This is a genomic window from Caballeronia sp. J97 (assembly GCF_905220305.1).
GTDB lineage: Bacteria > Pseudomonadota > Gammaproteobacteria > Burkholderiales > Burkholderiaceae > Caballeronia.
The window spans coordinates 303,746-325,511 of record NZ_CAJMZL010000003.1; the positions used below are offsets into that span (position 1 = coordinate 303,746).

A 21,766-nucleotide genomic window follows, 5' to 3' on the forward strand; every position below is an offset into this window, starting at 1 on the left:
TTCAGGCTTTTTTTGCGGCGAGCGGCCTCACTTGCTTGACTTTCGCGGTTCCGGTCGGCTCGGGCGGCATGGCGCCCCAATCCGCGTCCCCCGAGCCCGCGTCGCGCGATGTCGATTCACGCCCGGCCGCTTCACGCGAAGGCGATTCGGTCTCGCGCCGACGATGCTTCAACACCGCATCGGCGACCCGCTCGACATGCGTCACGGCCACGCTCGATGCGCTTTCCAGCGCGGCCAGCGCCCGCGCCGCGCGCAGCATCACGATGTCCGCGCGCAAGCCGTCCACATGCGCATCGATGCAAAGCTCGCTCACGCGCGCGTGAACCGCATCGTCGAAATCGAATGACGCAAGCGCCGCGCGCGCCGCGTGAATACGCGCGTCGAGCGAAGCCTGTTCCTGTCGATGCCGCGCGCGAAATGCATCGGGATCGGCATCGAATGCGAGACGCGACTTGACGATGCGCTGCCGCACAGCCGCATCGAAGCAATTGCGCATCTCCACAGCCAGGCCGAAACGATCGAGCAGTTGCGGACGCAACTCGCCTTCTTCCGGATTCATCGTGCCGATCAACACGAATCGCGCATCATGGCGATGCGAAATGCCATCGCGCTCGATAATGTTCACGCCGCTCGCCGCGACATCGAGCAACTGATCGACGAGCGGATTCGGCAGCAGATTCACTTCATCGACATACAACACGCCGAGATGCGCCTTCGCGAGCAGGCCCGGCGAAAACGTCACGCCGCCGTCGCGCAATGCGCTTTGAATGTCGAGCGTGCCGATCAATTGCTCCTCGCTCGCGCCGAGCGGCAAGGTCACGAGCGTCCCTTCCGGCAGCAGTTCCGCGAGCGCGCGCGCCGCGGTGGACTTCGCCGTGCCGCGCGGCCCGCTCACGAGCACGCCACCGATCGAAGGATCGACGGCCGCGAGCAAAAGCGCTTGCTGCAAGGGCTCTTGCGCGACGAGCGCCGAAAAAGGAAACACCGGAGATGTGATGGATTCGTTCAAGACTGTCGGCCTTCGATACGCTGTTCGACATCGAGCAGATGCCGTTGGACCTGCTCGCGATAGCCAGCGGGTTGCTGCCAGAGACCGCGCTGCATCGCTTCGAGCAGGCGCTCGCAGATCGATTGCAGCGCGTGCGGGTTATGTTGCGTGATGAACTCGCGCGTGTCGGCGTCGTTCACATAGGCATCGGTGACGAGCGCGTATTGATGATCCGACACGACGCGCGCGGTGGCGTCGTAGCCGAACAGGTAATCGACGGTTGCGGCCAGTTCGGACGCGCCCTTGTAGCCGTGCCGCTTCACGCCATCGATCCATTTCGGATTGACGACGCGTGAGCGCACCACACGCGCAATCTCTTCGTTCAGCGTGCGCACGCGCGGGGCCGCCGGATTGCTATGGTCCGCGTTATACGCGTGCGGCTGCACGCCCGACAGATAACGCACGGCCGCCACCATGCCGCCCTGAAACTGGTGATAGTCGTTCGAATCGAGCAGATCGTGTTCGCGATTGTCCTGATTCTGCAGCACGACATCGAGCGTCGACAGCCGCGTGCCGAAGCTCGCGCGCGCTTCGACGCCATCGCCCGTTTGCGAATACGCATAGCCACCCGTGCTCTGATACGCGGCGGACAGATCCGCGTCGGTCTGCCATTGCCTCGCGTCGATCAGTTCCTGCAATCCCGCGCCGTATGCGCCCGGCTTCGTGCCGAACACGCGCCAGCCCGCGCGGCGCCGCGCTTCCTTGGCTTCGATGCCGCGCGCGATCAGCTCGTCGCGTTCACGCAGAATGCGCGCGCGAATCGGGTTGACGTCGGCGGGCTCGTCGTCGAGTTCCGCGACGGCCTGCACCGCCGCATCGAAAAGATGGATGAGGTTCGCGAAGGCGTCGCGGAAGAAGCCCGACACGCGCAAGGTCACATCGATGCGCGGCCGATTGAAGATGGCGATCGGCAGAATCTCGAAGTCGGTCACGCGATGACTGCCCGCCGCCCACTTCGGCCGCACGCCGATCAGCGCGAATGCCTGCGCGATATCGTCGCCGCCGGTGCGCATGGTCGCCGTGCCCCACACCGACAAGCCGATCGCGCGCGGGAAATCACCGTGATCCTGCACATGACGCTCGACCAGCGCATTCGCCGACTTCACACCGAGGGACCATGCGGCCTGCGTCGGCAACGCGCGCGTATCGACGGAATAGAAGTTGCGGCCCGTGGGCAAGACGTCGGGCCTGCCGCGCGACGGCGAACCGCTCGGCCCCGGCGGCACGAAACGTCCTTCGAGGCCGCGCTTCAGTTGCATGAGCTCTTGCGGACCGCACGCATCGAGCCGCGCGAGCACGTCGCCGCGCAGACGGTCGAGCACGAGCGCCGCATGCGGGCCGGGCGGGGCGGCATCATCGTTCGACAACAGTTGCAGCGCCAACGATTCGAGGCGTTCACGCGTATCGCCCTGATGACGCCACGGCGCGTCGATGACGTCGATGAGCGCGGGCGGACGCGGTCCGTTCCACGGCGCGGCCCAGTCGGCGTCGAGCGGATCGAAGGCATCGGGCAGTTGCAGATCGCGTGCGAGCGCCGTGATGAGGCTCGCGTTCGCGCCCTGCCCGTCGCCGACCGGAAAGCGGCCCAGCGCGAGCAGCGTGTCGCGGCGCTGCGTGCCCCCTGGCGAGACGCCGAATACATGCAGGCCGTCGCGAATCTGCGCTTCCTTCAGTTCGCAGAGATAGGCATCGGCGCGCGTGAGCAGAACATCTTCGCCTGCGGCATCGCGAGGCGCATCGAGTCCGAGCTCCTCATGCAGCCTGTTCTCGACGATATTCGCGAGAATCGACTTGCGCAGGAGCTTGGCGCGGCGCGCATCGACCATCAGCGCTTCGTAGTATTCGTCGACCTGACGCTCTAGATCCTGCAACGGACCATAGTTATCGGCGCGCGTGAGCGGCGGCATCAGATGATCGATGATCACCGCCTGCGCGCGACGTTTCGCCTGGCTCCCCTCGCCCGGATCGTTCACGATGAACGGATACAGATGCGGCATCGGTCCGAGAATCGCATCGGGCCAGCACGACGCGGACAGCGCGACGCTCTTGCCCGGCAGCCATTCGAGATTGCCGTGCTTGCCGACATGCACGAGCGCATCGATCTGAAAGCGCTCGCGCAGCCAGAAGTAGAACGCGAGATAGGCATGCGGCGGAACGAGCTCGGCATCGTGATAGCTCGCATAATCGTTGCGCTCGCGCGAACGAGAAGGCTGAATGCCGATGAAGATTTCGCCGCAACGATAGCCCGCGATCATGAAGCGGCCGCGTCTGACAGTGGGATCGTTTTCCGGCGCGCCCCAGGTCTTTTCCAGTGCGGCGCGCGCATCGGCGGGCAGCATGCGATACGCATCGAGATATTCTTCGAGCGAAAGACTCTGCAGCGCAGGGCGCAAATCGCGCACGACGGGATCGTTGGTCACGCCTTGCGTCAGCGCGGCGATGAGCGCTTCGCCATGCTGCGGAATGTCGCCGACCCGATAACCCTCGCGCGCCAGCATCGACAGAATGCCGATCGCCGATGCGGGCGTATCGAGTCCCACGCCGTTGCCGATGCGCCCTTCGCTCGCCGGATAATTCGCGAGCACGAGCGCGATGCGCTTCTTCGCGTTGGGCGTATGACGCAGCTTGCACCAGCGACGGCTCAGTTCCGCGACGAAACGCACGCGCTCCGTATCGGCCTGATAGCGCACGACATCCACTTGCGTTTGCTTGCAGTGATACGCGAGCCCCTTGAAGCTCACCGCGCGCGTAATGATGCGGCCATCGACTTCGGGCAGCGCGACATGCATCGCGACATCGCGCGAGTTCAGGCCGTGATTGTCCTTTTGCCAGTCGTCGCGGTTGCCGCCGCTCAGGATGACCTGCAGCACGGGCGCATCGCCCGCGACTTCGAATGCTTCGTCATCACCGATCACGCTCGCCGCGAACGCCGTCGTGTTCAACACGAGCGATGCGCGATGCTCCGCGCACAAGCGTTCGACCACTTCGCGGCTCACGCTTTCCTTCAGCGACGAGATTGCGATCGGCAGCGGATTCATGCCTTCCTGTTCGAGCGCCTCGATGAGCGCATCGAATACCGCCGTATTGCCCGATTGCAAATGCGCGCGATAGAACAGAATGGCGGCGACGGGCGCGCCTTCGGTCCAGCGCGCCTGCCAGTCTTCGATGGCCGCGATATCGCGCTCGGGATGATAGATCGCGACTGCGGGCAGCGGGCTCGGCGGCTGCGGCTCGCGGCCGAATCCGAACGCGCGATGCGCGATCGTGCGCAGGAATTCCTCCGCGTTGCGCGCGCCGCCTTCGCGCAGATAGCGCGACAGTTCCCGGCAAAAGTCCGCATCCGCCGTGCTTTTGCCGATGAGATTCGGGTCTTCGGCGAGATCGCCCGAGAACATCGCGAGCATCTGCTTGCGCTCTTTCGCGAGCGCGACGAGCCGCTCGATGCCGTAAGGCCAATACGATTCGCCGCCGAGATGATCGACGATCACGACCTGCGCGTGACGCAGTACGTCGTCGATATAGAAATCGACCGAGGCAGGCTGACGCAGGAACGATTGATTCGCGAGCCGCACGTCCGGAAAGCCCGCTTCGAGACGCGGAAAAACGCTCGCGAGCAAGGCGAGCGTCGTGTCGGCGGAACTGAGCACGACGATCGGCGCGCGCGTCTGCTCGATGCGCATGACGCCCTGCGTGTCGTCGACGAAACCTCCCGGCGTCGTGCGGAGCAGATGCATCGGCGTTATGCCTGCACGGGCGCGCCGGCGAGCGCGGCGTCGAACGCGCGCTGCAGCGTGTCGCGTTCGAGGTCTTCGCCGATCAGCACGAAGCGGCTTTGCGCCTGCGATTCATCGGCCTGCCAGCGGCGATCGAAGTAACTGTCGAAACGTCGTCCGACGCCCTGCACGACAAGCCGCATCGCCGCGCCCGGCAACGCCGCGAAACCCTTCACGCGATAGATCGTGTGATGCTCGACGAGCGCATGCAATGCCGCCAGCGCCTGCTCGCGCGATTCGACCTTGCCATGCACGACGACCGAATCGAATGCGTCATGATGATGATCGGCATGGCCTTCGTCGTCGGCCGAGCCGTGATGATCCTGGCGCAAATGAATCGTCTCCTCCGATGCGGATTCGAGCCCGAGCAGCGTATGCACATCGAGCTTGCCCATGTGCGCGGGCACGATCTTCACTTCGGGCGGAATCTCCGGACGCACGAGCGCTTCGACCTTTTGCAGCGCGGCATCGTCCATGAGATCGGTCTTGTTGACGATGACGAGATCCGCCGACGAAAGCTGATCCTCGAACAACTCATGCAGCGGCGATTCGTGATCGAGATTCGGATCGGCCTTGCGTTGCGCATCGACCGCGACGGGATTCGCCGCGAACTGGCCGCTCGCGGCAGCGGGACCATCGACCACGGTGACGACTGCGTCGACCGTGAAGGCGTTCTTGATCGACGGCCAGTTGAACGCCTGCACGAGCGGCTTCGGCAACGCGAGGCCCGATGTTTCGATCAGCACGTGATCGATACGCTCGCGCCGCTCGACGAGCTGCTCCATCACCGGATAGAACTCTTCCTGCACCGTGCAGCACAGACACCCGTTCGCGAGTTCGTAGAGGTTGCGATCGCTCGAGCCGGCTTCATCGTCGCAACCGATGCCGCAGCCCTTCAGGATTTCGCCGTCGATGCCGAGCTCGCCGAACTCGTTGACGATCACCGCAACGCGCAGGCCTCGCGCATTGGACAGGATATGCCGCATCAATGTGGTCTTGCCGCTGCCGAGAAAGCCGGTCACGACCGTGACGGGAATCTTGCGGGTTTGCATCGTAGCTCCGTGGCGTCAGGTGCGTGCGATTCATGTCGCGCGATGCTTCGCAACGCGGCGGGACGAAAAAGGAAACGCACGCTTCGATGGATCATGGGCCGCATCGCATCCCCGCGACGGCGATCCCCTCTGAAAGTCTGGCCGGTATCCGGGCTGACGACGACGCCGCTTCGCCTTCCCGCGCGCCGTAACGCGCAGTGGCCTCGAAGCCGGCTTCCCGAACATGCGATGAAACACGTCGCGTGCGGGGAATCGCTTACCGTTGCGGGGGCAGCGCAGGTTGACGTCCGTTCGACACATGGAACCGAACGCGCCCTGCTTCCCGTTTAACTGCGCGCGAGAGAATCCGCGCGCGAGCACCAAAACTGCGTGAAAGTCTAGGCCCGGCGGGCGCGAGCGTCAAGAAAGGACGCGCTCGCGCGAGGCTTCTCGTTCATGCGCCGTGGTAAGGTTAGCGCGCCCGAATCGCCCGCAGATCGCCATGGAATCCGTCATCGCTCGCATGAATTCACCCGCTGTCGCGCGCCTCGCTGTGGGCATCGGCTGCCGGCGGGGCACGAGCGCCGATGCGATCGAACACGCGGTGCGCGGCGCACTGGGCACGCACGGCATCGGCGATATCGCGATCGTCGCGAGCATCGACGCGAAACGGGACGAAGCGGGATTGTCCGCGTTCTGCGAGCGTCATCATCTGACGCTGCGTTTCTTCAGCGCCGACGAAATCGCGCGAGCGCCGCGCACCGCGATATCGCATCATGCGATGAAGCATATGAACGTCGACGGCGTATGCGAGCCTTGCGCGCTGCTGGCCGGCAACGCGCACACGCTCATCGTGCCAAGGACGGTCGATTGTGGCGTAACCGTCGCGATCGCAATGGCGCATGGGCCCTGCGCGAACGGAACTTGAGTGCGGGCGTGGCCGTCGTGCGCGGATTGGGCGTATCGGCGGGCGGCTTCGCGACAACCGGTTTGAACTTGTCGCGGCAAAGCCAGACGAGCACGCAGAGCGCGACGAGTTCCAGATAAAGGTACAAGGCGTCCATTTCCTGCTCCTGAATTCGGTGATGGCGTGATTGCATGATGCACACCGTCTGTTAGCGCAGAATTAACCCGCCAAAACGCCCTGTTGCAGCCGCTACGAAACCGCCGCCTGTTGTACGATACGGCCGTCTTTCTGTGGAGATCCCGTGAAAACCGATACCGAATCGCATCTGCGCATGACCCAGCGCCGCAAGGAAGGCCACGAGAAAAAGCAGGCTGCCGCCGATCACGAGAAGGGCCTTCTGATCGTGAACACCGGCAACGGCAAGGGCAAGACCACGGCCGCATTCGGCATGGCCGTGCGCGTGCTCGGACACGGCATGAAGCTCGGCGTCGTGCAGTTCATCAAGGGCGCGCTGCATACGTCGGAACGCGATTTCCTCGGCGCGATCGCCCATTGCGATTTCGTCACGATGGGCGATGGCTATACGTGGAACACGCAGAACCGCGAAGCCGACATGGCCACCGCGCGCAAGGGCTGGAACGAAGCGCGGCGCATGATCGAAAGCGGCGAGTATCAGATGGTCGTGCTCGATGAACTCAACACCGTGCTCAAGTACGAATATCTGGCGCTCGATGAAGTGCTCGACGTGCTGAAGGCGCGGCCCGCGATGCTGCATGTCGTCGTGACGGGACGCCACGCACCGGACGCGTTGATCGAGCTCGCCGACCTCGTCACCGAGATGCGGCTCGTCAAGCATCCCTATCGCGAGCAGGGCGTGAAAGCGCAACGCGGCGTCGAGTTCTGAGCGCGATGCCCGACTGCCCCGCTCTTTTCATCGGCGCAAGCGCGTCGCATCAAGGCAAGACCACGGTGACGGCCGCGCTCGCGCGCCATCACACACGCCGTGGCCTGAACGTGCGCGTCTTCAAGACCGGCCCGGATTTTCTCGATCCGATGATTCTCGAACGCGCATGCGGCGCGCCCGTCTATTCGCTGCATCTGTCGATGGTCGGGCTCGAAGCGTGCCGCGCCTTGCTCGCGCAGGCCGCGCGCGAAGCCGATCTGATCCTCATCGAAGGCGTGATGGGTCTTTTCGACGGCACGCCCAGCAGCGCCGATCTCGCCGCCGCATTCAACGTGCCCGTGCTCGCGGTGATCGGCGCGCACGGCATGGCGCAGACGTTCGGCGCCATTGCATTCGGCCTCGCGCGTTATCGCGCCGATGTGCCCTTTCACGGCGTGCTCGCGAATCGCGTGGCATCGCCGCGTCACGCTCAAATGTTGTCGGAGACCATTCCCGACGGGCTGCGCTATTGCGGCCATCTGTCGAATGCGGACGATATCGCCTTGCCCGAGCGCCATCTCGGCCTCACGCAGCCCGATGAAGTCGCGGGCCTCGACGCACGGCTCGACCGCGCCGCCGATGCGATCGCGCAAACCACGCTCGCCGACCTGCCGCCGCCCGTTCATTTCGACGATACGACGCTGGCCGCGCCGCCGCGCCTGCTCGACGGCATGCATATCGCCATCGCGCGCGACGCCGCGTTCTCGTTCGTCTATCCGGCGAATCTCGATCTGCTCGTCGCGATGGGCGCGCGCATCAGCACGTTCTCGCCGCTCGCCGGCGACCCCGCGCCCCGCGATGCCGACGCGCTCTATCTTCCCGGCGGCTACCCCGAACTCCATGCCGCGGCGCTCGCGGCGAATACGCAGACGCGCGCGTCGATCGAGGCGCACGTCGCGCGAGCGAAGCCGGTGGTCGCGGAATGTGGAGGGATGCTGTATCTGCTGGATACGCTGACCGATATCGAAGGAACCCGGCACGCGATGCTCGGCATTCTTCCCGGCGACGCCGCGATGCAGCGCAAGTTGTCGCGTCTCGCGATGCAGCGCATCGAGACGATGCACGGCGCGATGACGGGCCACACCTTTCATTACTCGACGCTGCAAACGCCGATGCAAGCCGTGTTGCACGCGACACACGCGACGACGGGCACATCGGGCGAAGCGCTCTACCGACACGGCCCGGTGACGGCCACTTACATGCACGCTTACTGGCCGTCGAATCCGGCGGCCGCCGCCGCGCTCTTTCGCGGCGAATCACTATGACGACCACGCAAGACGACCTCGCCTCGACCATCGAACGCGCGAAAGCGCAGGAACCCATCGGCTCACCGTGCACGGATGTCTGCAAGCTCGATGCCGACACCGGCCTGTGCCTCGGCTGTTTCAGAAGCCGCGAGGAGATCAAGACCTTCCGATCGATGGACGATGCCGCGAAGCTCGATTTATTCGACGAATTGCTCGCGCGGCGCGCGGCGAAAGCGCAAACGAAAAGCCCGCGTGCCTGAGAGCACGCGGGCTTCGTCCGTGGCAGCGGAAACCGTTCAGGCCGCGGCCATTCTCTTCACCGTCGGCCGTTCCAGTTCACGCGCGGCGAGTACGCCGAACACGAGACCGAGCGTCGTCCACAGCAACGCCTGAATGCCGATGGCGGCGAGCCGGAAATTCCACAGCAGCGAAGCAGAGAACCCGGCCGGCACTTCGTCGATGCGCGGCAACGCGCCCTGCGCCGCCACGATCACCGCGATATAAGCGGCTGCCGCGACGAGCGTCGCGTTCCAGCCGTCATGGCGCGCCGCCATGTGCCGCTGCAAGCGCACGGCGACCACGGCGGCCACTAGGGAAATCGCCACCATGCCGAAGAACAGCGCGGTGCGCGGCCCGATGGTGTCGGGGTTGCCGACAGCCGGCGGATTCGGCGGGTACTTGAGGAACGGCACGATGGCGACGCTCACGAAGCCGAACAGCGCCAGCAACGCCGACGTGCCCCGCGCGCGCAACGCGCCGAGCCGGCCATAGGCGAATGCGAACACGAGCGAGAAGAGGCCGCCCAGCGCGGTGCCGAATACGGCGACGCCCGTCAGGAGGCCGAGGCCGGACTGCGTATCGCGGGAAACGAGTTCTTCGTCGCCGTGATCGTGCGAATGCGCCGCGCCCGCTGCATCGGCGTGTTCATCGCCGTGCTCATGCGCAGCATGTTCATGCTGTTGCTCGAACGCGATGGCCTGCGCCACCGACGGCTCGCCGAACGCGCGCGCGAAGCCGAAGCCGATCAAGCCCGCGACCAGCCCCGCGATCATGCCGCGTATCAGCAGAGTGCGAATCATGACGCGTCCTCAGTGGCACGGAAAGCCGAGCAGATGCCGGCCGTCGTGAACGAATTCGTGGACGTACGTGCCCGAAAAAATCGACGTCGCACCCTGCTCTGCGCCGACGAAATAAATGGCGATCAGCAGAAGAAGGCCGATGAAAACGGCCCACGGCAGCACTTCGCGCACCGGGATGGGCACGGGTGCGTCGAGCGACGGGGTTGCCGGAGCGGAAAAGACCGGCGCGTTGGAAGCAATCATGGTGGTTCTCCAGGGAAAAGCGAGTCCCGATTGACGAAGAGCATGCAGCGGGGTCTGACTCGCGGCGCCGCGCTTTCGCGTTGACGAACCGCATACAGTGGCGCGACCGTGCCGGGTTTGCACCGGCTTCCTCGCACTGCAAGCTTGCCATTCTATGATGATCCGCTGCAAAGTAAAACGATTCCGATTCGTCCCGCCACGCCCTTGGAACTCATTCTTCTGTGCCACGCCGCCACGCGCGCGATGAAAACCGGCTATTTCCCCACCGGCGACGAGCCCGCCGAGCGCAATGCGCGCCCGCAACTCGCCCCGTTTCGCGCGCGCGAAGATACGCGCGTGATCGCAAGCCCCGCGCGAGTGGCGCGTCAGACGGCCCAATGGATCGCCGATGCATTCGAAATCGTCCCCGCGTTCGACGACATCGACTATGGACGCTGGCGCGGGCACTCGATACGCGAGACGGGCGAGCGCGAGCCCTTGCATATCGCTGCATGGCTCGCGGATCCGCAAGCGCGCGAGCACGGCGGCGAGAGCGTCGCCATGCTCGCGGCGCGCGTCGCGCAGGGGCTTGCCTGCATCGAATCGAATGCGTGCGAGCGCTGCATCGTCGTCACGCATGCGATCGTCGTGAAAGCGGCGCTGGCGCAGGTCCTCGGCATGCCGCTCGAATCGGTCTATTCGATGAACGTCGCGCCGCTCTCGTCCACGGTGCTGAAGCGCGCGTCCCCCGCCGACGCATGGACCGCCGAATCGCCGCACGCGTCCGCCTGAACTTCGATCCTTGCAAGTCGCTCAAACAAGCAGCGCATCGCTTGCGCGGCGCGCGTTCGAACCCCTCATCAGGAGACTCAGATGGCGCATTACGTGGATGGATTCGTCGTACCCGTGCCAATCGACAAGATCGACGCCTACCGCGCCATGGCCGAAGCCGCGGGCAAGATCTGGCTGGAGCATGGCGCGCTGCAATTCGTGGAAACCATCGCCGACGACGTGAAACCCGGCAAGCTCACGTCGTTTCCGCAAAGCGTGCAGATGAAGGAAGGCGAGACGGTGGTGTTCTCGTATATCGTCTACGCATCGCGCGAACAGCGCGACAGCGTCAACGCGAAAGTGATGGAAGACCCGCGCCTCAAGACAATGATGGAATCGGGCGAGCCTCCGTTCGACCCTCAGCGCATGTTTTTCGGCGGCTTCACGACGATCGTCGAACTCGCGCGCAGCTGATAACTTCTACTTTTGACCGCTCACGGTGAAGGAAACGCATCGACATGTATATCGCCATGAACCGCTTCAAGATCGTGCCCGGCGCCGAAGCCGACTTCGAACGCCTCTGGACCAGCCGCGACACGCATCTGAAGGACGTGCCCGGCTTCGTCGAGTTTCACTTGCTCAAAGGCCCGGTGAAGGACGATCACGTTCTGTATTCGAGCCACACGATCTGGGCGAATCAGGCAGCGTTCGAAGACTGGACGCGCTCGGACGCGTTTCGCGCCGCGCATCGCAACGCCGGCGGCGAAACGCGCCAGCTCTATCTCGGTCACCCCGAATTCGAAGGCTTCGAAGTGATTCAGACCGTCAAATAAGGAAGAGCCGTGGCGCGCGCGAACGTTCGCGCGCTTTTCGCCTGACGCGCGCGTTTTACACTCGTGTGAAAAAACGCGCTTATCTACCGCGATCTTTTCAGACGGTTTTCAGGCCTTTGCACCGCGCGCCATACGCTGCAGCGTCGACGAATCGATCGCCGCCGCGCAGATGCGCACCGCTTCTTTCAACGTGCGTGGCCGGCCCGCTCCGAATTGCGATTCGAGCATGGCCACGGCGCGCATGCGTTCGTCATTGCCGAGCTTCTCGCCGGTGGCAAGCTCGAGCACCGAAATGAAATAAGCCGCGGGCGGTGTCGCGCTCGCGTGTGCAGGCGTGCGGCGGCCCCCGTCCGCCGTACCGCCCGCGCCTTCGCGTCCGTCGTCGCGCGCCGGAATCCACGGGTGCCATTTGCTGTCGTGTCGACTTTTCATGGGTCAGTTCGCTGGCTCTGTTGCTGTGGCGCACTTCGCGCCGTTCATCATGTGACGCTTATCGCGTCTCTGTCATTAAATAAGCAGTCAGCAAGTACCGTTCCAAGCGGGCCGTCCCGCGCGCGGCTTAGTGCGCCGCGCTGCTTTCCTCCGACAAAACGGTGCGTGCGACGCGGCACGCCGCGAGGTCCCACGCCGCGCACCCGACCGATTTGAACATCACGGGACGCGCGGCATCGACGGCCTTCGCCGGGTTCGCGAGCGCCGCGGACAGCGCACGCACCTCGTTCCAGTCGACGCCCGCAAGAATGAAATCGCCCGCTTCGTGGCGCGCGCCGGCGGGATCGTCGACATAAAGTGCGCTCGCGTGGACGGTCGCGGCGGCGATCTCGGCGGCGTCGGCGGTGAAAGCGCCCACGCCGATCACGAGACGTCCCGCGCGCGCGGGCATCGAATAGACGGGCGTCTTGCTCGTGGTCGCGGCGATGACGACATCGACCGACTCGGGAATCGTGGCGTCTTCCAGCGCGGCGAGCTTGTCCGAAGCCGATGCATGCGCCGCACAGAACGCGCGCGCGCGATCGGCGCGCGAACCCTGCACGCGAATGCGCGCATCGGGATAGACGGCGGCGAGCGCCTCGACGTGATAGGCCGCCTGCTTGCCCGTGCCGATCACGAGCACCTCGCGCGGCGACGCATCATGAAGCGCGCGGATCGCGAGCATCGACACCGCTGCCGTGCGCCGGCCGGTCACCGTCGGGCCGTCGAGCATGAATTGCGGCACGCCCGTCGCGGCATCGTAGGCGGTGACCTGGCCGTGGATCGTCGGCAAGCCGCGCGCGCCGTTGCCGGCGCACACGTTCACGAGCTTGTGCATCGCCAGGTCGGCGGCGCTCGCGGGCATCGACAGCATGACGCCGCCTTCGATCGGCACGACCATGCGCTCGGGACTCACGATGCGCCCCGCCGCATAGTCGAGCATCGTCGCGGCGAGCGTGTCCACGAGCCGGTCATAAGGCACGAGGCGCGCGGTTCGGGTTTCGTCGAAACTTTGGATCGTCGTGGTCATCGCGTTCGTTCGCCGTGGATAGGGAAGATGGAATCGGGGCCGGGCATGCCATCGGCATGCCATCGAAATGCCGGACATTCTAACGGTGCGCGACGCCGCGTCATAAAGCGCGGCGTCGCTCACTACAATGACCGAATGTGCCGGTGTCATATGACTGCCATCGAATGCCGTCATAATCGGCCGTCCCGCGCCGCGACCGATCATCACGATGGCGGCAGCCCAAGAACGCCACGGAGCCCTTTATGAACACGACGGAAAAGCAGCGCCGTTTCCATGCCGACATCATCGACAGCTACGACGAAGAGTTCGAGATGGAAGTGGACGATCGCTTCCTGGACGGCGAATCGACCTTTTCCGATGAAGACCGTCAGTTGCGCAAGACCTATTTCCGCGAGCTGTTTCGTCTGCAGGGCGAACTCGTGAAGCTGCAGGACTGGGTCGTGCACAAGGGGCATCGGCTCGTGGTGCTGTTCGAAGGACGCGATGCGGCGGGCAAAGGCGGCGCGATCAAGCGCATCACGCAACGGCTGAATCCGCGCGTGTGCCGCGTGGCCGCCCTTCCCGCACCGAACAACCGCGAACGTACACAGTGGTATTTTCAGCGTTACGTGTCGCACTTGCCCGCGGCCGGCGAGATCGTGCTATTCGACCGAAGCTGGTACAACCGCGCGGGCGTCGAGCGCGTGATGAACTTCTGCACCGACGAAGAGTATGAGGAATTCTTCCGCTCGGTCCCCGAGTTCGAGAAGATGCTGGTGCGTAGCGGCATCCAGATCGTGAAGTACTGGTTCTCGATCACCGACGACGAACAGGAAGTACGCTTCCAGGCGCGCATCGACGATCCGCTCAAGCAATGGAAGCTGAGCCCGATGGATCTCGAAAGCCGCCGCCGCTGGGAAGCGTACACGGCGGCCAAGGAAGTCATGCTTCAGCGCACGCACATTCCGGAAGCGCCGTGGTGGGTCGTGCATGCCGTCGACAAGAAACGTGCGCGCCTGAACTGCATCCACCACTTGCTGAGTCAGGTGCCGTATCACGAGGTCGAGCATGAGCCGATCGATCTGCCCGATCGCGTGTTCAATCCCGATTATCTGCGCCAGCCGGTTTCGGACGAGATGTACATTCCCGAAGTGTATTGAGTGTCGAACTCGCGGTTCGCGAGAGCGATCAGCAGCAGTTGTTGCAGCGCAAGTGCTTGACGGCACCGATGCCGCGCACACGCGAGAAAGCATGGCGCTGCGCGAACTGGTAGGCATGCTGCGAACCTCTCAGCACCATCACGAACATCACTTGCGCGAGATTGAAGTCGAGCGTGACCATCAGGCGCGTCAACAGCAGCAGTGGCAGGACCACCGCCGGCTGATACAGTTGTCTTGCGATCAAGTCTTTCATCATCGGCTCCCTATCCCATGTTTGGAATTCTATGGATTCGAGCCGTGCGGATAAACGCCCCGCAGGTGAAGACATATGTTCCATTTGGCGAACAATCGGCATCGCCGCCGGCGCGCCCGAATGAATTGGCCCTGCGCGATGCAGGGCCATCTTCACGTCACTTCTGCGCGAGACTCGGCTCGGGCACCGGCGTGGGCTTCGCATCGCCCCAGCCGCCGCCCAGCGCGCGAATCAGGTTCACCGTGGACACCGCCTGCGTGCCGCGCAACTGCACCGATGCACGCTGTGTCTGCAGCACCGTGCGCTCCGCATCGATCACGTCGAGGTAGTTCACCGCGCCTTCGGTGTACTGCGTGCGCGATAGCTGCGCGGCCCGCACCGACGCCTTGACCGCATCGTCCTGCGTCGCGGTCTGGTCTTCGAGGATGCGCAGATCCGACAGGTTGTCCTCCACCTCGCGGAACGCGACGAGCACCTGCTGACGATAGCTCGCGACATCCTCTTCGTACACCGCGCGCGCATTCGCGAGATTGCCCTTGCGGCGGCCGCCATCGAAGATCGGGATGTTCAGCGCCGTGCCCGCGAACGGTCCGAGCAGGAACGTGCGGCTCGACCACTTGAAGAGATCGCCGAGCGTCGCCGATTCGAAGCCGCCCGAGCCCGTCAGCGTGAGCGACGGGAAGAACGCCGCCTTCGCCACGCCGATGCGCGCATTGGCCGCCGCCATCGCGCGTTCCGCTGCCGCGACATCCGGCCGACGTTCGAGCAACGCAGAAGGCAGTCCCGGCGGCACGCGCACCGTCACCGGCTGCAACGGATTCGCGGCCATCGTGAATTCGGCGGGTGTCTTGCCGAGCAGCACCGCGAGACTATGCTCCGATGCCGCGCGCAGACGTTGCACCGTCATCGCGTCCGAGCGCGCGGTCGCGAGCTCGGACTTCGCGCGCGCCACATCGAGCTCGCTGATATCGCCTTCGGTGTAGCGGCGTTGCACGAGCTTCAGCGCTTCCTCGCGCAACTGCACGGTGCGCGTGAAGACATCGGATTCGGCATCGAGCTCGCGCAGATTGAAGTAGTTCTGCGCGACATCCGCCTGCAATGCCAACTGCACCGAACGGAACAGCGCCTCGCTTTGCTGCGTGTCAGCGTTCGCGGCCTGCACCGAGTTCGATACGCGGCCGAACAGATCGACCTCATACGACACGCTCGCCTGCGCGCGCCACAGGGTTTGCGCGGGCACGTTGCCGTCGGCGGGCAGGAACTGCGACGCCGGCGACAGCTTCTCGCGCGTCGGGCCGAAGCCCGCGTCGAGCGTCGGGAACAGACCCGCGCGCGCCGTCTGGTTGATCGCGCGCGCTTCCTTCACGCGCGCCGCCGCGGCCTTCAGATTCTGGTTCGCGGCCTGCGCCTGTTTTTCCAGATCGTTGAGCGACGCGTCGTCGAAGAGCGTCCACCATTCGCCGCGCATCATCTCTTCGGAGGGCTGCGCGGTTTTCCACGTACCCGTTTCCGATGCGTCGAGTGTCTTCTGCGGCGTTTCCTTGTATGCGGAAGGCGCGTTGACATCGGGCTTCTCGTAGGTCGGCGCGAGCGAACAACCCGCGACGAGCAGCAACGACGCCATCAGACTCGATAAAACATGCAGCTTATTCATCATTCACCTCACTGCGCTTCATACGAAGCACCGATACCGCGCATCTGCGGATGCGAGCCGTGCTTGTCCGTCACGTGCTCCGTGCGGGAGAGCTTGCGCAGGATCACGTAGAACACCGGCGTCAGCATCAGGCCGAAGAGCGTCACGCCCAGCATGCCGAAGAACACCGCGACGCCCATTGCATGACGCATTTCCGAGCCCGCGCCCGTCGACAACACGAGCGGCACTACACCCATGATGAACGCGATCGATGTCATCAGGATCGGGCGCAGACGCAGCCGGCTCGCTTCGATCGCGGCCTGCACGATCGAGCGTCCCTGCATTTCCAGCTCGCGCGCGAACTCGACGATCAGGATCGCGTTCTTCGCGGACAAGCCCACCAGCACCATCAGGCCGATCTGCGTGAAGATGTTGTTGTCGCCGTCGGTGAGCCACACGCCGACCAGCGCGGACAGAATGCTCATCGGCACGATCAGGATCACCGCGAGCGGCAGCGTCAGGCTTTCATACAGCGCCGCGAGCACGAGGAACACGAGCAGCACGCTGATCGGGAACACCCACAGCGCCGCATTGCCCGCGAGGATCTGCTGGTACGTGAGATCGGTCCATTCGAACTTGATCCCGCGCGGCAGCACTTCCGCCGCGATGCGTTCCGCCGCGGCCTGCGCCTGACCCGACGAGTAGCCCGGCGCCGGACCGCCGTTGATGTCGGCGGCGGTGTAGCCGTTGTAGCGCACCACCATTTCCGGACCGTACGTCGGCGTGACCTTCACCAGTGAAGACAGCGGCACCATGTCGCCGTTCGCGTTACGCGTCTTCAGCAAGCCGATGTCCTCCGGACTCGCGCGGAACGGCGCATCGGCCTGCACGCGCACCTGATACACGCGTCCGAAGCGGTTGAAGTCGTTCACGTAGAGCGAGCCGAGATAGACCTGCATCGTGTCGAACACGTCCGTCACCGACACGCCCAGTTGCTTCGCCTTCACGCGGTCCAGATCGACGTTCAACTGCGGCACGTTGATCTGATAGCTCGAGAACGTCGGTCCGAGCTCGGGCGTCTGCGATGCGCGCTTGATGAACGCCTGCGTCGCATCGGCAAGTGCCGCATAGCCGAGCGCGCCGCGGTCTTCGAGCTGCATCTTGAAGCCGCCGAGCGTGCCGAGGCCGAGCACCGGCGGCGGCGGGAACACGGCGATGAACGAGCCCTTGATGCCCGCGTACTTCTGATTCAGCGCGCCCGCGATCGCGTTCGCCGACAGCGCCTTGTCATGCACGCGCTCCTTGAAGGGCTTCAGCGTGACGAACACGATGCCCGCGCTCGACGAATTGGTGAAGCCGTTCACCGACAAGCCCGGAAACTCCACCGCGCTTTCCACGCCCGGCTGCTTCATCGCGATGTCCGTCATCTCGCGGATCACGCCTTCGGTGCGATCGAGCGATGCGCCGTTCGGCAACTGCGCGAAGCTGATGAGGTACTCCTTGTCCTGCGCGGGCACGAAGCCGCCCGGCACGACCTTGCCCATCAGCACCGCGCCGCCGAGCAGCACGGCATACACGACCATCATCAGCGCCTTGCGATTGATGACGCTCTTCACGCCCTTGCCATACGCATCCGAGCCGCGATGAAAAACCTTGTTGAAGCCGCGGAAGAAGCCGCCGAACACACGGTCCATGCCGCGCGTGAGCCAGTCCTTCGGCTCGTCGTGGCCTTTCAGGAGCAGCGCCGCGAGCGCCGGAGACAGCGTCAGCGAGTTGAACGCGGAGATCACCGTCGAGATGGCGATGGTCATCGCGAACTGCTTGTAGAACTGGCCCGTGAGACCCGACATGAACGCGAGCGGCACGAACACCGCGACCAGCGTCAGCGCAATCGCAATGATCGGCCCGCTCACTTCGCGCATCGCCTGATACGTGGCTTCTCTGGCCGACAAGCCGGCTTCGATGTTCCGCTCCACGTTCTCGACGACCACGATCGCATCGTCGACGACGATACCGATCGCGAGCACCATCCCGAACAACGACAACGCGTTGATCGAGAACCCGAATGCAAGCAGCAGCGAGAACGTTCCCACGATCGACACCGGCACCGCGAGCAACGGAATGATCGACGCGCGCCATGTCTGCAGGAACACGATCACGACGAGCACGACCAGCGCGATGGCTTCCGCGAGCGTGTGAATCACCGCCTCGATACTGGAGCGCACGAACTGCGTGGGGTCATAGACGATCTGGTATTCCAGGCCTGCGGGCATGTCCGCCTGCAGTTCCTTCATCGTCTTGCGGACTTCGTCGGAGATCTGCAGCGAGTTCGCGCCCGGCTGCTGGTTGATTGCGATTGCAACCGCCGACTTGTTGTCGAGCAGCGAGCGCAAGCCGTATTCCGACGCGGCAAGCTCCACGCGCGCCACATCGCTGAGATGCGTGACCGCGCCGTCGGGCGAAGTCTTCAGCACGATGTCGCGGAACTCCGACTCGTTCTGCAAGCGGCCGCGCGCATTCACGTTCAGTTGCAGCGGCACGTTCGGCAGCGTCGGCGATCCGCCGATCACGCCGGCCGCGACCTGCACGTTCTGCTCGCGGATCGCGTTGACGACATCCGTCGCCGTCATGCCGCGCTGCGCGACCTTTTGCGGGTCGAGCCACACGCGCATCGAGTAATCGCCCGAGCCCCACAACTGCACTTCGCCCACGCCCGCGATGCGTTCGAGCCGGTCCTTCACGTTGATCAGCGCATAGTTGCGCAGATACGTCATGTCATAGCGGCCGTTGGGCGAGTTCAGGTGGACGACCATCGTCAACGTGGGCGACGACTTGATCGTCGTCACGCCGAGACGCTGCACGTCCTGCGGCAGACGCGGCAACGCCTGGTTCACGCGGTTCTGCACGAGCTGCGTGTTCTTGTCCGGATCGGTGCCGAGCTTGAACGTGACCGTGGTCGTGAGGTTGCCGTCGCTATTGGCCTGCGACTGCATGTAGAGCATGTCCTCGACGCCGTTGATCTGCTCTTCGAGCGGCGAGGCCACGGTCTCCGCGATCACCTTCGGGTTCGCGCCGGGATACTGCGCATGCACGACGACCGAGGGCGGCACGACTTCCGGATACTCGGAGATCGGCAGCTTGAACATCGCGATGATGCCCGCCAGCAGCACGACCACCGACAGCACGCCCGCAAAGATCGGGCGATCGATGAAGAATTTGGATATGTTCATGACGAGTTCTGTCTGTTGCGGATCACGCGCATCACTGTGCGGATGCCGTCTTCACGGCGGGCGCATCGCCGCCGCTGTCCATCGCGACGTTGTTGGCCTTGATCACATCGTTGGGACGCACGCGCTGCAAGCCGTTCACGACGATGCGCTCGCCCGGCTGCAGGCCCTTCGAGATCACGCGCAGGCCTTCATGCGTCTGGCCCAGCGTGACTTCGCGGTACTGCACGCGGTTGTCCTTGTCGACGACCATCACGTACTTCTTGTCCTGATCGGTGCCGATCGCTTCGTCTTCCACGAGCACGGCCGGATGCGGCTTGCCGCCGCCGACCTTCACGCGCGCATAGAGGCCCGGCACCAGCGTGCCGTCCGGGTTGTTGAAGCGCGCGCGCACGCGGATCGTGCCAGAGGTCGTATCGAGCCGGTTATCGACGGAATCGACGACACCCTCGCGCGAATAACCGTCCTCGTTCGCGAGACCGAGCGACACCGGCACGCTGCTGCCCGCATCGCGGCCGAGATAGCGCAGGTACGTTTGCTCGTCGACATCGAACGATGCGTAGATCGGCGACACGGACACGAGCGTCGTGAGCAAGGGCGCGTTCGCGCCCGTCGACACGATGTTGCCGACCGTGAGCTCCGCGCGCGACACGCGGCCCGCCACGGGCGCGACGATATGCGTGTACGTGAGATTGATCTTCGCGGTTTCGAGCGCAGCCTGCGCGGCCTTCAGGTTGGCGACGGCCTCGCGCGCGGCGTTCTGCTTCTCGTCGTAATCGCGCTTGGCGATCGCGTTGTCGGCGAGCAGGCGTTCCGCGCGCGCCGCGTCCGTCGACGTATAACCGTTGCGCGCCTGCGCCGCCGCGAGCTGCGCCTGGGCGCGATCCACTTCGGCTTCGTACGGGCGCGGATCGATCGTAAACAGCGGATCGCCCTTCTTCACGAGCTGGCCGTCCTTGAAATGCACGGCGACGATCGTGCCCGGCACGAGCGGGCGAATGTCGACGTGATCGACCGCTTCGAGCCGGCCCGAATAGCTTTGCCAGTCGGTGATGGTCTTCGACACCACGGCCGCGACGTCCACTTCCGTTGCAGTCGGGCTGTGCGCGGCGGCTTTGGCTTCGTTCATCGCCGAATCGCCGTGACCGCGCCAGGCGGTGTAGCCGCCCGCGCCGGCGACGATCAGCGCGGCGCCTAGCGCGGCGTAGATGCGTTTGCGAGTGAATAACATGTGAAAGGCTCCGGTTACGTTGAGATTGTTGTTGTGCGATGCGTGGCTGGCGTGCCGAATCTTGCGGTGATCTCGTGTGGCTTCTCGTGGGACTATTTCCCGCGTGCGAGGCGCTTCCTGAAGAACGCGACGACATCCGCGAGCGCATCGGGATGCGCGGCGAGCGCCTGATGCGAAGTCTTGCCATGACGCGTAACCTCGGTCGGCACGCCTGCCGCGATCAGCTCGCCCGCGTATTTCTCCGCCTCGATATGCAGCAGATCGTGCTCGGCGCTCGCGATCATCGCGGGCGGCAGGCCGCCGAGACGGCGCGATTCGAGCGGCGCGGCATACGGATGCAGGCGTTGCGACGGATTCGGCAGATACGCGCGATACCACTGCGCGCATTCGCACGCTTCGAAATCGGGGCACAGCACTTTGCGTTCGTCGGCGAGGCGCGTCATGCTCGGATCGAGCAGCGGCGCGAGCAGCGCTTGCGCGGACATGCGAATATCGCCACGGTCGCGCGCGATGGCGGCGACGCACGTCGCGAGATTGCCGCCCGCGTCATGTCCCGCGACGCCGATGCGCTGCGGGTCCGCGCGCTGCGCGCGGGCATGCGCGACAGCCCATTGCGCCGCGCGATAACCGTCCTCGGGCGCGGCGGGAAACGGAAACTTCGGCGCGAGCGAGTAGCCGACCGAGATCACCCACGCGGGCGTATCGCGTGCGATCGTCGCGGCGGCGATCTCCGCGTCGTCCAGTCCGCCGCGAATAAAACCGCCGCCGTGGAAGTAAAGAACGATGGGCAGCACCGTCCCGTCCGACGCGGGGCGATAGCTGCGCAATGTGATCGGTTGCGCGTGTCCCGTGATGTGCACATCTTCGATGCACAAGCGCGGGCTCGACTCCAGATCCAACAGTGTTGCCATGGTTATTTTCGGTGCGA

The 21,766-nt window shown here is 64.6% G+C and carries 20 protein-coding genes and 2 riboswitches; of the genes, 8 read left to right on the forward strand and 12 right to left on the reverse strand.

The features are described from left to right. Position 1 precedes the first annotated feature (1 nt). Genes U4Y90_RS08020 through cobW form a run of 3 tightly spaced genes read right to left on the reverse strand, consistent with a single transcriptional unit; the run spans position 2 to position 5,873 of the window. Positions 2 to 1,009, reverse strand: a complete 1,008-nt coding sequence (locus U4Y90_RS08020) for an ATP-binding protein (RefSeq protein ID WP_321794000.1) — start codon at positions 1,007 to 1,009, stop codon at positions 2 to 4. Next, positions 1,006 to 4,782: a cobaltochelatase subunit CobN gene (gene cobN, locus U4Y90_RS08025; protein ID WP_321794002.1), complete on the reverse strand. Its 3,777-nt coding sequence runs from the start codon at positions 4,780 to 4,782 to the stop codon at positions 1,006 to 1,008. Before cobN ends, U4Y90_RS08020 begins: the two co-directional genes overlap by 4 nt. Before the next feature lie 5 nt (positions 4,783 to 4,787). Then, a complete protein-coding gene (cobW, locus tag U4Y90_RS08030; protein ID WP_321794004.1) occupies positions 4,788 to 5,873 on the reverse strand; it encodes a cobalamin biosynthesis protein CobW in 1,086 nt (361 codons plus the stop codon). Between the two features lie 121 nt (positions 5,874 to 5,994). Further along, positions 5,995 to 6,252, reverse strand: a riboswitch (cobalamin riboswitch). Positions 6,253 to 6,354: 102 nt separating this feature from the next. Here cobW and U4Y90_RS08035 point away from each other — a divergent pair. The 4 genes from U4Y90_RS08035 (at position 6,355) to U4Y90_RS08050 (ending at position 9,209) form a co-directional block, all read left to right on the forward strand. Continuing rightward, positions 6,355 to 6,780, forward strand: a complete 426-nt coding sequence (locus U4Y90_RS08035; RefSeq protein ID WP_321794006.1) for a cobalamin biosynthesis protein — start codon at positions 6,355 to 6,357, stop codon at positions 6,778 to 6,780. 280 nt (positions 6,781 to 7,060) lie between these two features. Further along, on the forward strand, positions 7,061 to 7,663 hold the full coding sequence (gene cobO / locus U4Y90_RS08040; protein WP_321794008.1) for a cob(I)yrinic acid a,c-diamide adenosyltransferase: 603 nt from the start codon (positions 7,061 to 7,063) through the stop codon (positions 7,661 to 7,663). Between the two features lie 5 nt (positions 7,664 to 7,668). After that, positions 7,669 to 8,967, forward strand: coding sequence for a cobyrinate a,c-diamide synthase (locus U4Y90_RS08045; protein ID WP_321794009.1), 1,299 nt, complete (start codon positions 7,669 to 7,671; stop codon positions 8,965 to 8,967). Beyond that, positions 8,964 to 9,209, forward strand: coding sequence for a DUF1289 domain-containing protein (locus tag U4Y90_RS08050; protein WP_321794011.1), 246 nt, complete (start codon positions 8,964 to 8,966; stop codon positions 9,207 to 9,209). Before U4Y90_RS08045 ends, U4Y90_RS08050 begins: the two co-directional genes overlap by 4 nt. A gap of 36 nt (positions 9,210 to 9,245) precedes the next feature. On the opposite strand, the gene U4Y90_RS08055 is transcribed toward U4Y90_RS08050, so the two are convergent. After that, the gene (locus U4Y90_RS08055; RefSeq protein ID WP_321794013.1) at positions 9,246 to 10,028 is read right to left on the reverse strand and encodes a CbtA family protein; all 783 of its coding nucleotides are present in this window, start codon (positions 10,026 to 10,028) and stop codon (positions 9,246 to 9,248) included. Positions 10,029 to 10,037: 9 nt separating this feature from the next. After that, positions 10,038 to 10,271 carry a CbtB domain-containing protein gene (locus tag U4Y90_RS08060; protein WP_321794015.1) on the reverse strand — a complete coding sequence of 78 codons (234 nt, stop codon included), beginning with the start codon at positions 10,269 to 10,271 and terminating at the stop codon, positions 10,038 to 10,040. Between the two features lie 31 nt (positions 10,272 to 10,302). Then, positions 10,303 to 10,453: riboswitch (cobalamin riboswitch) on the reverse strand. A gap of 22 nt (positions 10,454 to 10,475) precedes the next feature. On the opposite strand from U4Y90_RS08060, the gene U4Y90_RS08065 reads away from it, so the two are divergent. The 3 genes from U4Y90_RS08065 (at position 10,476) to U4Y90_RS08075 (ending at position 11,854) form a co-directional block, all read left to right on the forward strand. Further along, a complete protein-coding gene (locus tag U4Y90_RS08065) occupies positions 10,476 to 11,042 on the forward strand; it encodes a histidine phosphatase family protein (protein WP_321794016.1) in 567 nt (188 codons plus the stop codon). Between the two features lie 81 nt (positions 11,043 to 11,123). Beyond that, positions 11,124 to 11,495, forward strand: coding sequence for a DUF1428 domain-containing protein (locus tag U4Y90_RS08070; RefSeq protein ID WP_321794018.1), 372 nt, complete (start codon positions 11,124 to 11,126; stop codon positions 11,493 to 11,495). 44 nt (positions 11,496 to 11,539) lie between these two features. After that, entirely contained in the window at positions 11,540 to 11,854 is a 315-nt protein-coding gene (locus U4Y90_RS08075) for an antibiotic biosynthesis monooxygenase family protein (RefSeq protein WP_008353090.1), read from the forward strand. 108 nt (positions 11,855 to 11,962) lie between these two features. Here U4Y90_RS08075 and U4Y90_RS08080 read toward each other — a convergent pair whose 3' ends face one another. Both U4Y90_RS08080 and lhpI read right to left on the reverse strand, forming a co-directional pair. Continuing rightward, a complete protein-coding gene (locus U4Y90_RS08080; protein ID WP_321794024.1) occupies positions 11,963 to 12,286 on the reverse strand; it encodes a hypothetical protein in 324 nt (107 codons plus the stop codon). 127 nt (positions 12,287 to 12,413) lie between these two features. Continuing rightward, positions 12,414 to 13,355, reverse strand: a complete 942-nt coding sequence (gene lhpI / locus U4Y90_RS08085; RefSeq protein ID WP_321794026.1) for a bifunctional Delta(1)-pyrroline-2-carboxylate/Delta(1)-piperideine-2-carboxylate reductase — start codon at positions 13,353 to 13,355, stop codon at positions 12,414 to 12,416. Between the two features lie 242 nt (positions 13,356 to 13,597). Between lhpI and ppk2 the strand changes: the two genes are divergently transcribed. After that, positions 13,598 to 14,494, forward strand: a complete 897-nt coding sequence (gene ppk2, locus U4Y90_RS08090) for a polyphosphate kinase 2 (protein WP_321794028.1) — start codon at positions 13,598 to 13,600, stop codon at positions 14,492 to 14,494. 28 nt (positions 14,495 to 14,522) lie between these two features. Here ppk2 and U4Y90_RS08095 read toward each other — a convergent pair whose 3' ends face one another. The 5 genes from U4Y90_RS08095 to U4Y90_RS08115 form a co-directional block, all read right to left on the reverse strand. Beyond that, positions 14,523 to 14,903: a hypothetical protein gene (locus U4Y90_RS08095; protein WP_321794030.1), complete on the reverse strand. Its 381-nt coding sequence runs from the start codon at positions 14,901 to 14,903 to the stop codon at positions 14,523 to 14,525. 1 nt (position 14,904) lies between these two features. Further along, positions 14,905 to 16,404: an efflux transporter outer membrane subunit gene (locus U4Y90_RS08100; protein ID WP_321794032.1), complete on the reverse strand. Its 1,500-nt coding sequence runs from the start codon at positions 16,402 to 16,404 to the stop codon at positions 14,905 to 14,907. 5 nt (positions 16,405 to 16,409) lie between these two features. Beyond that, positions 16,410 to 19,610 (reverse strand): efflux RND transporter permease subunit, encoded by a 3,201-nt coding sequence (locus U4Y90_RS08105; RefSeq protein WP_321794034.1) that lies wholly within the window; start codon positions 19,608 to 19,610, stop codon positions 16,410 to 16,412. 31 nt (positions 19,611 to 19,641) lie between these two features. Continuing rightward, positions 19,642 to 20,838, reverse strand: coding sequence for an efflux RND transporter periplasmic adaptor subunit (locus tag U4Y90_RS08110; RefSeq protein WP_321794036.1), 1,197 nt, complete (start codon positions 20,836 to 20,838; stop codon positions 19,642 to 19,644). Between the two features lie 92 nt (positions 20,839 to 20,930). Then, the gene (locus tag U4Y90_RS08115; protein ID WP_321794038.1) at positions 20,931 to 21,749 is read right to left on the reverse strand and encodes an alpha/beta hydrolase; all 819 of its coding nucleotides are present in this window, start codon (positions 21,747 to 21,749) and stop codon (positions 20,931 to 20,933) included. Positions 21,750 to 21,766 lie beyond the last annotated feature (17 nt).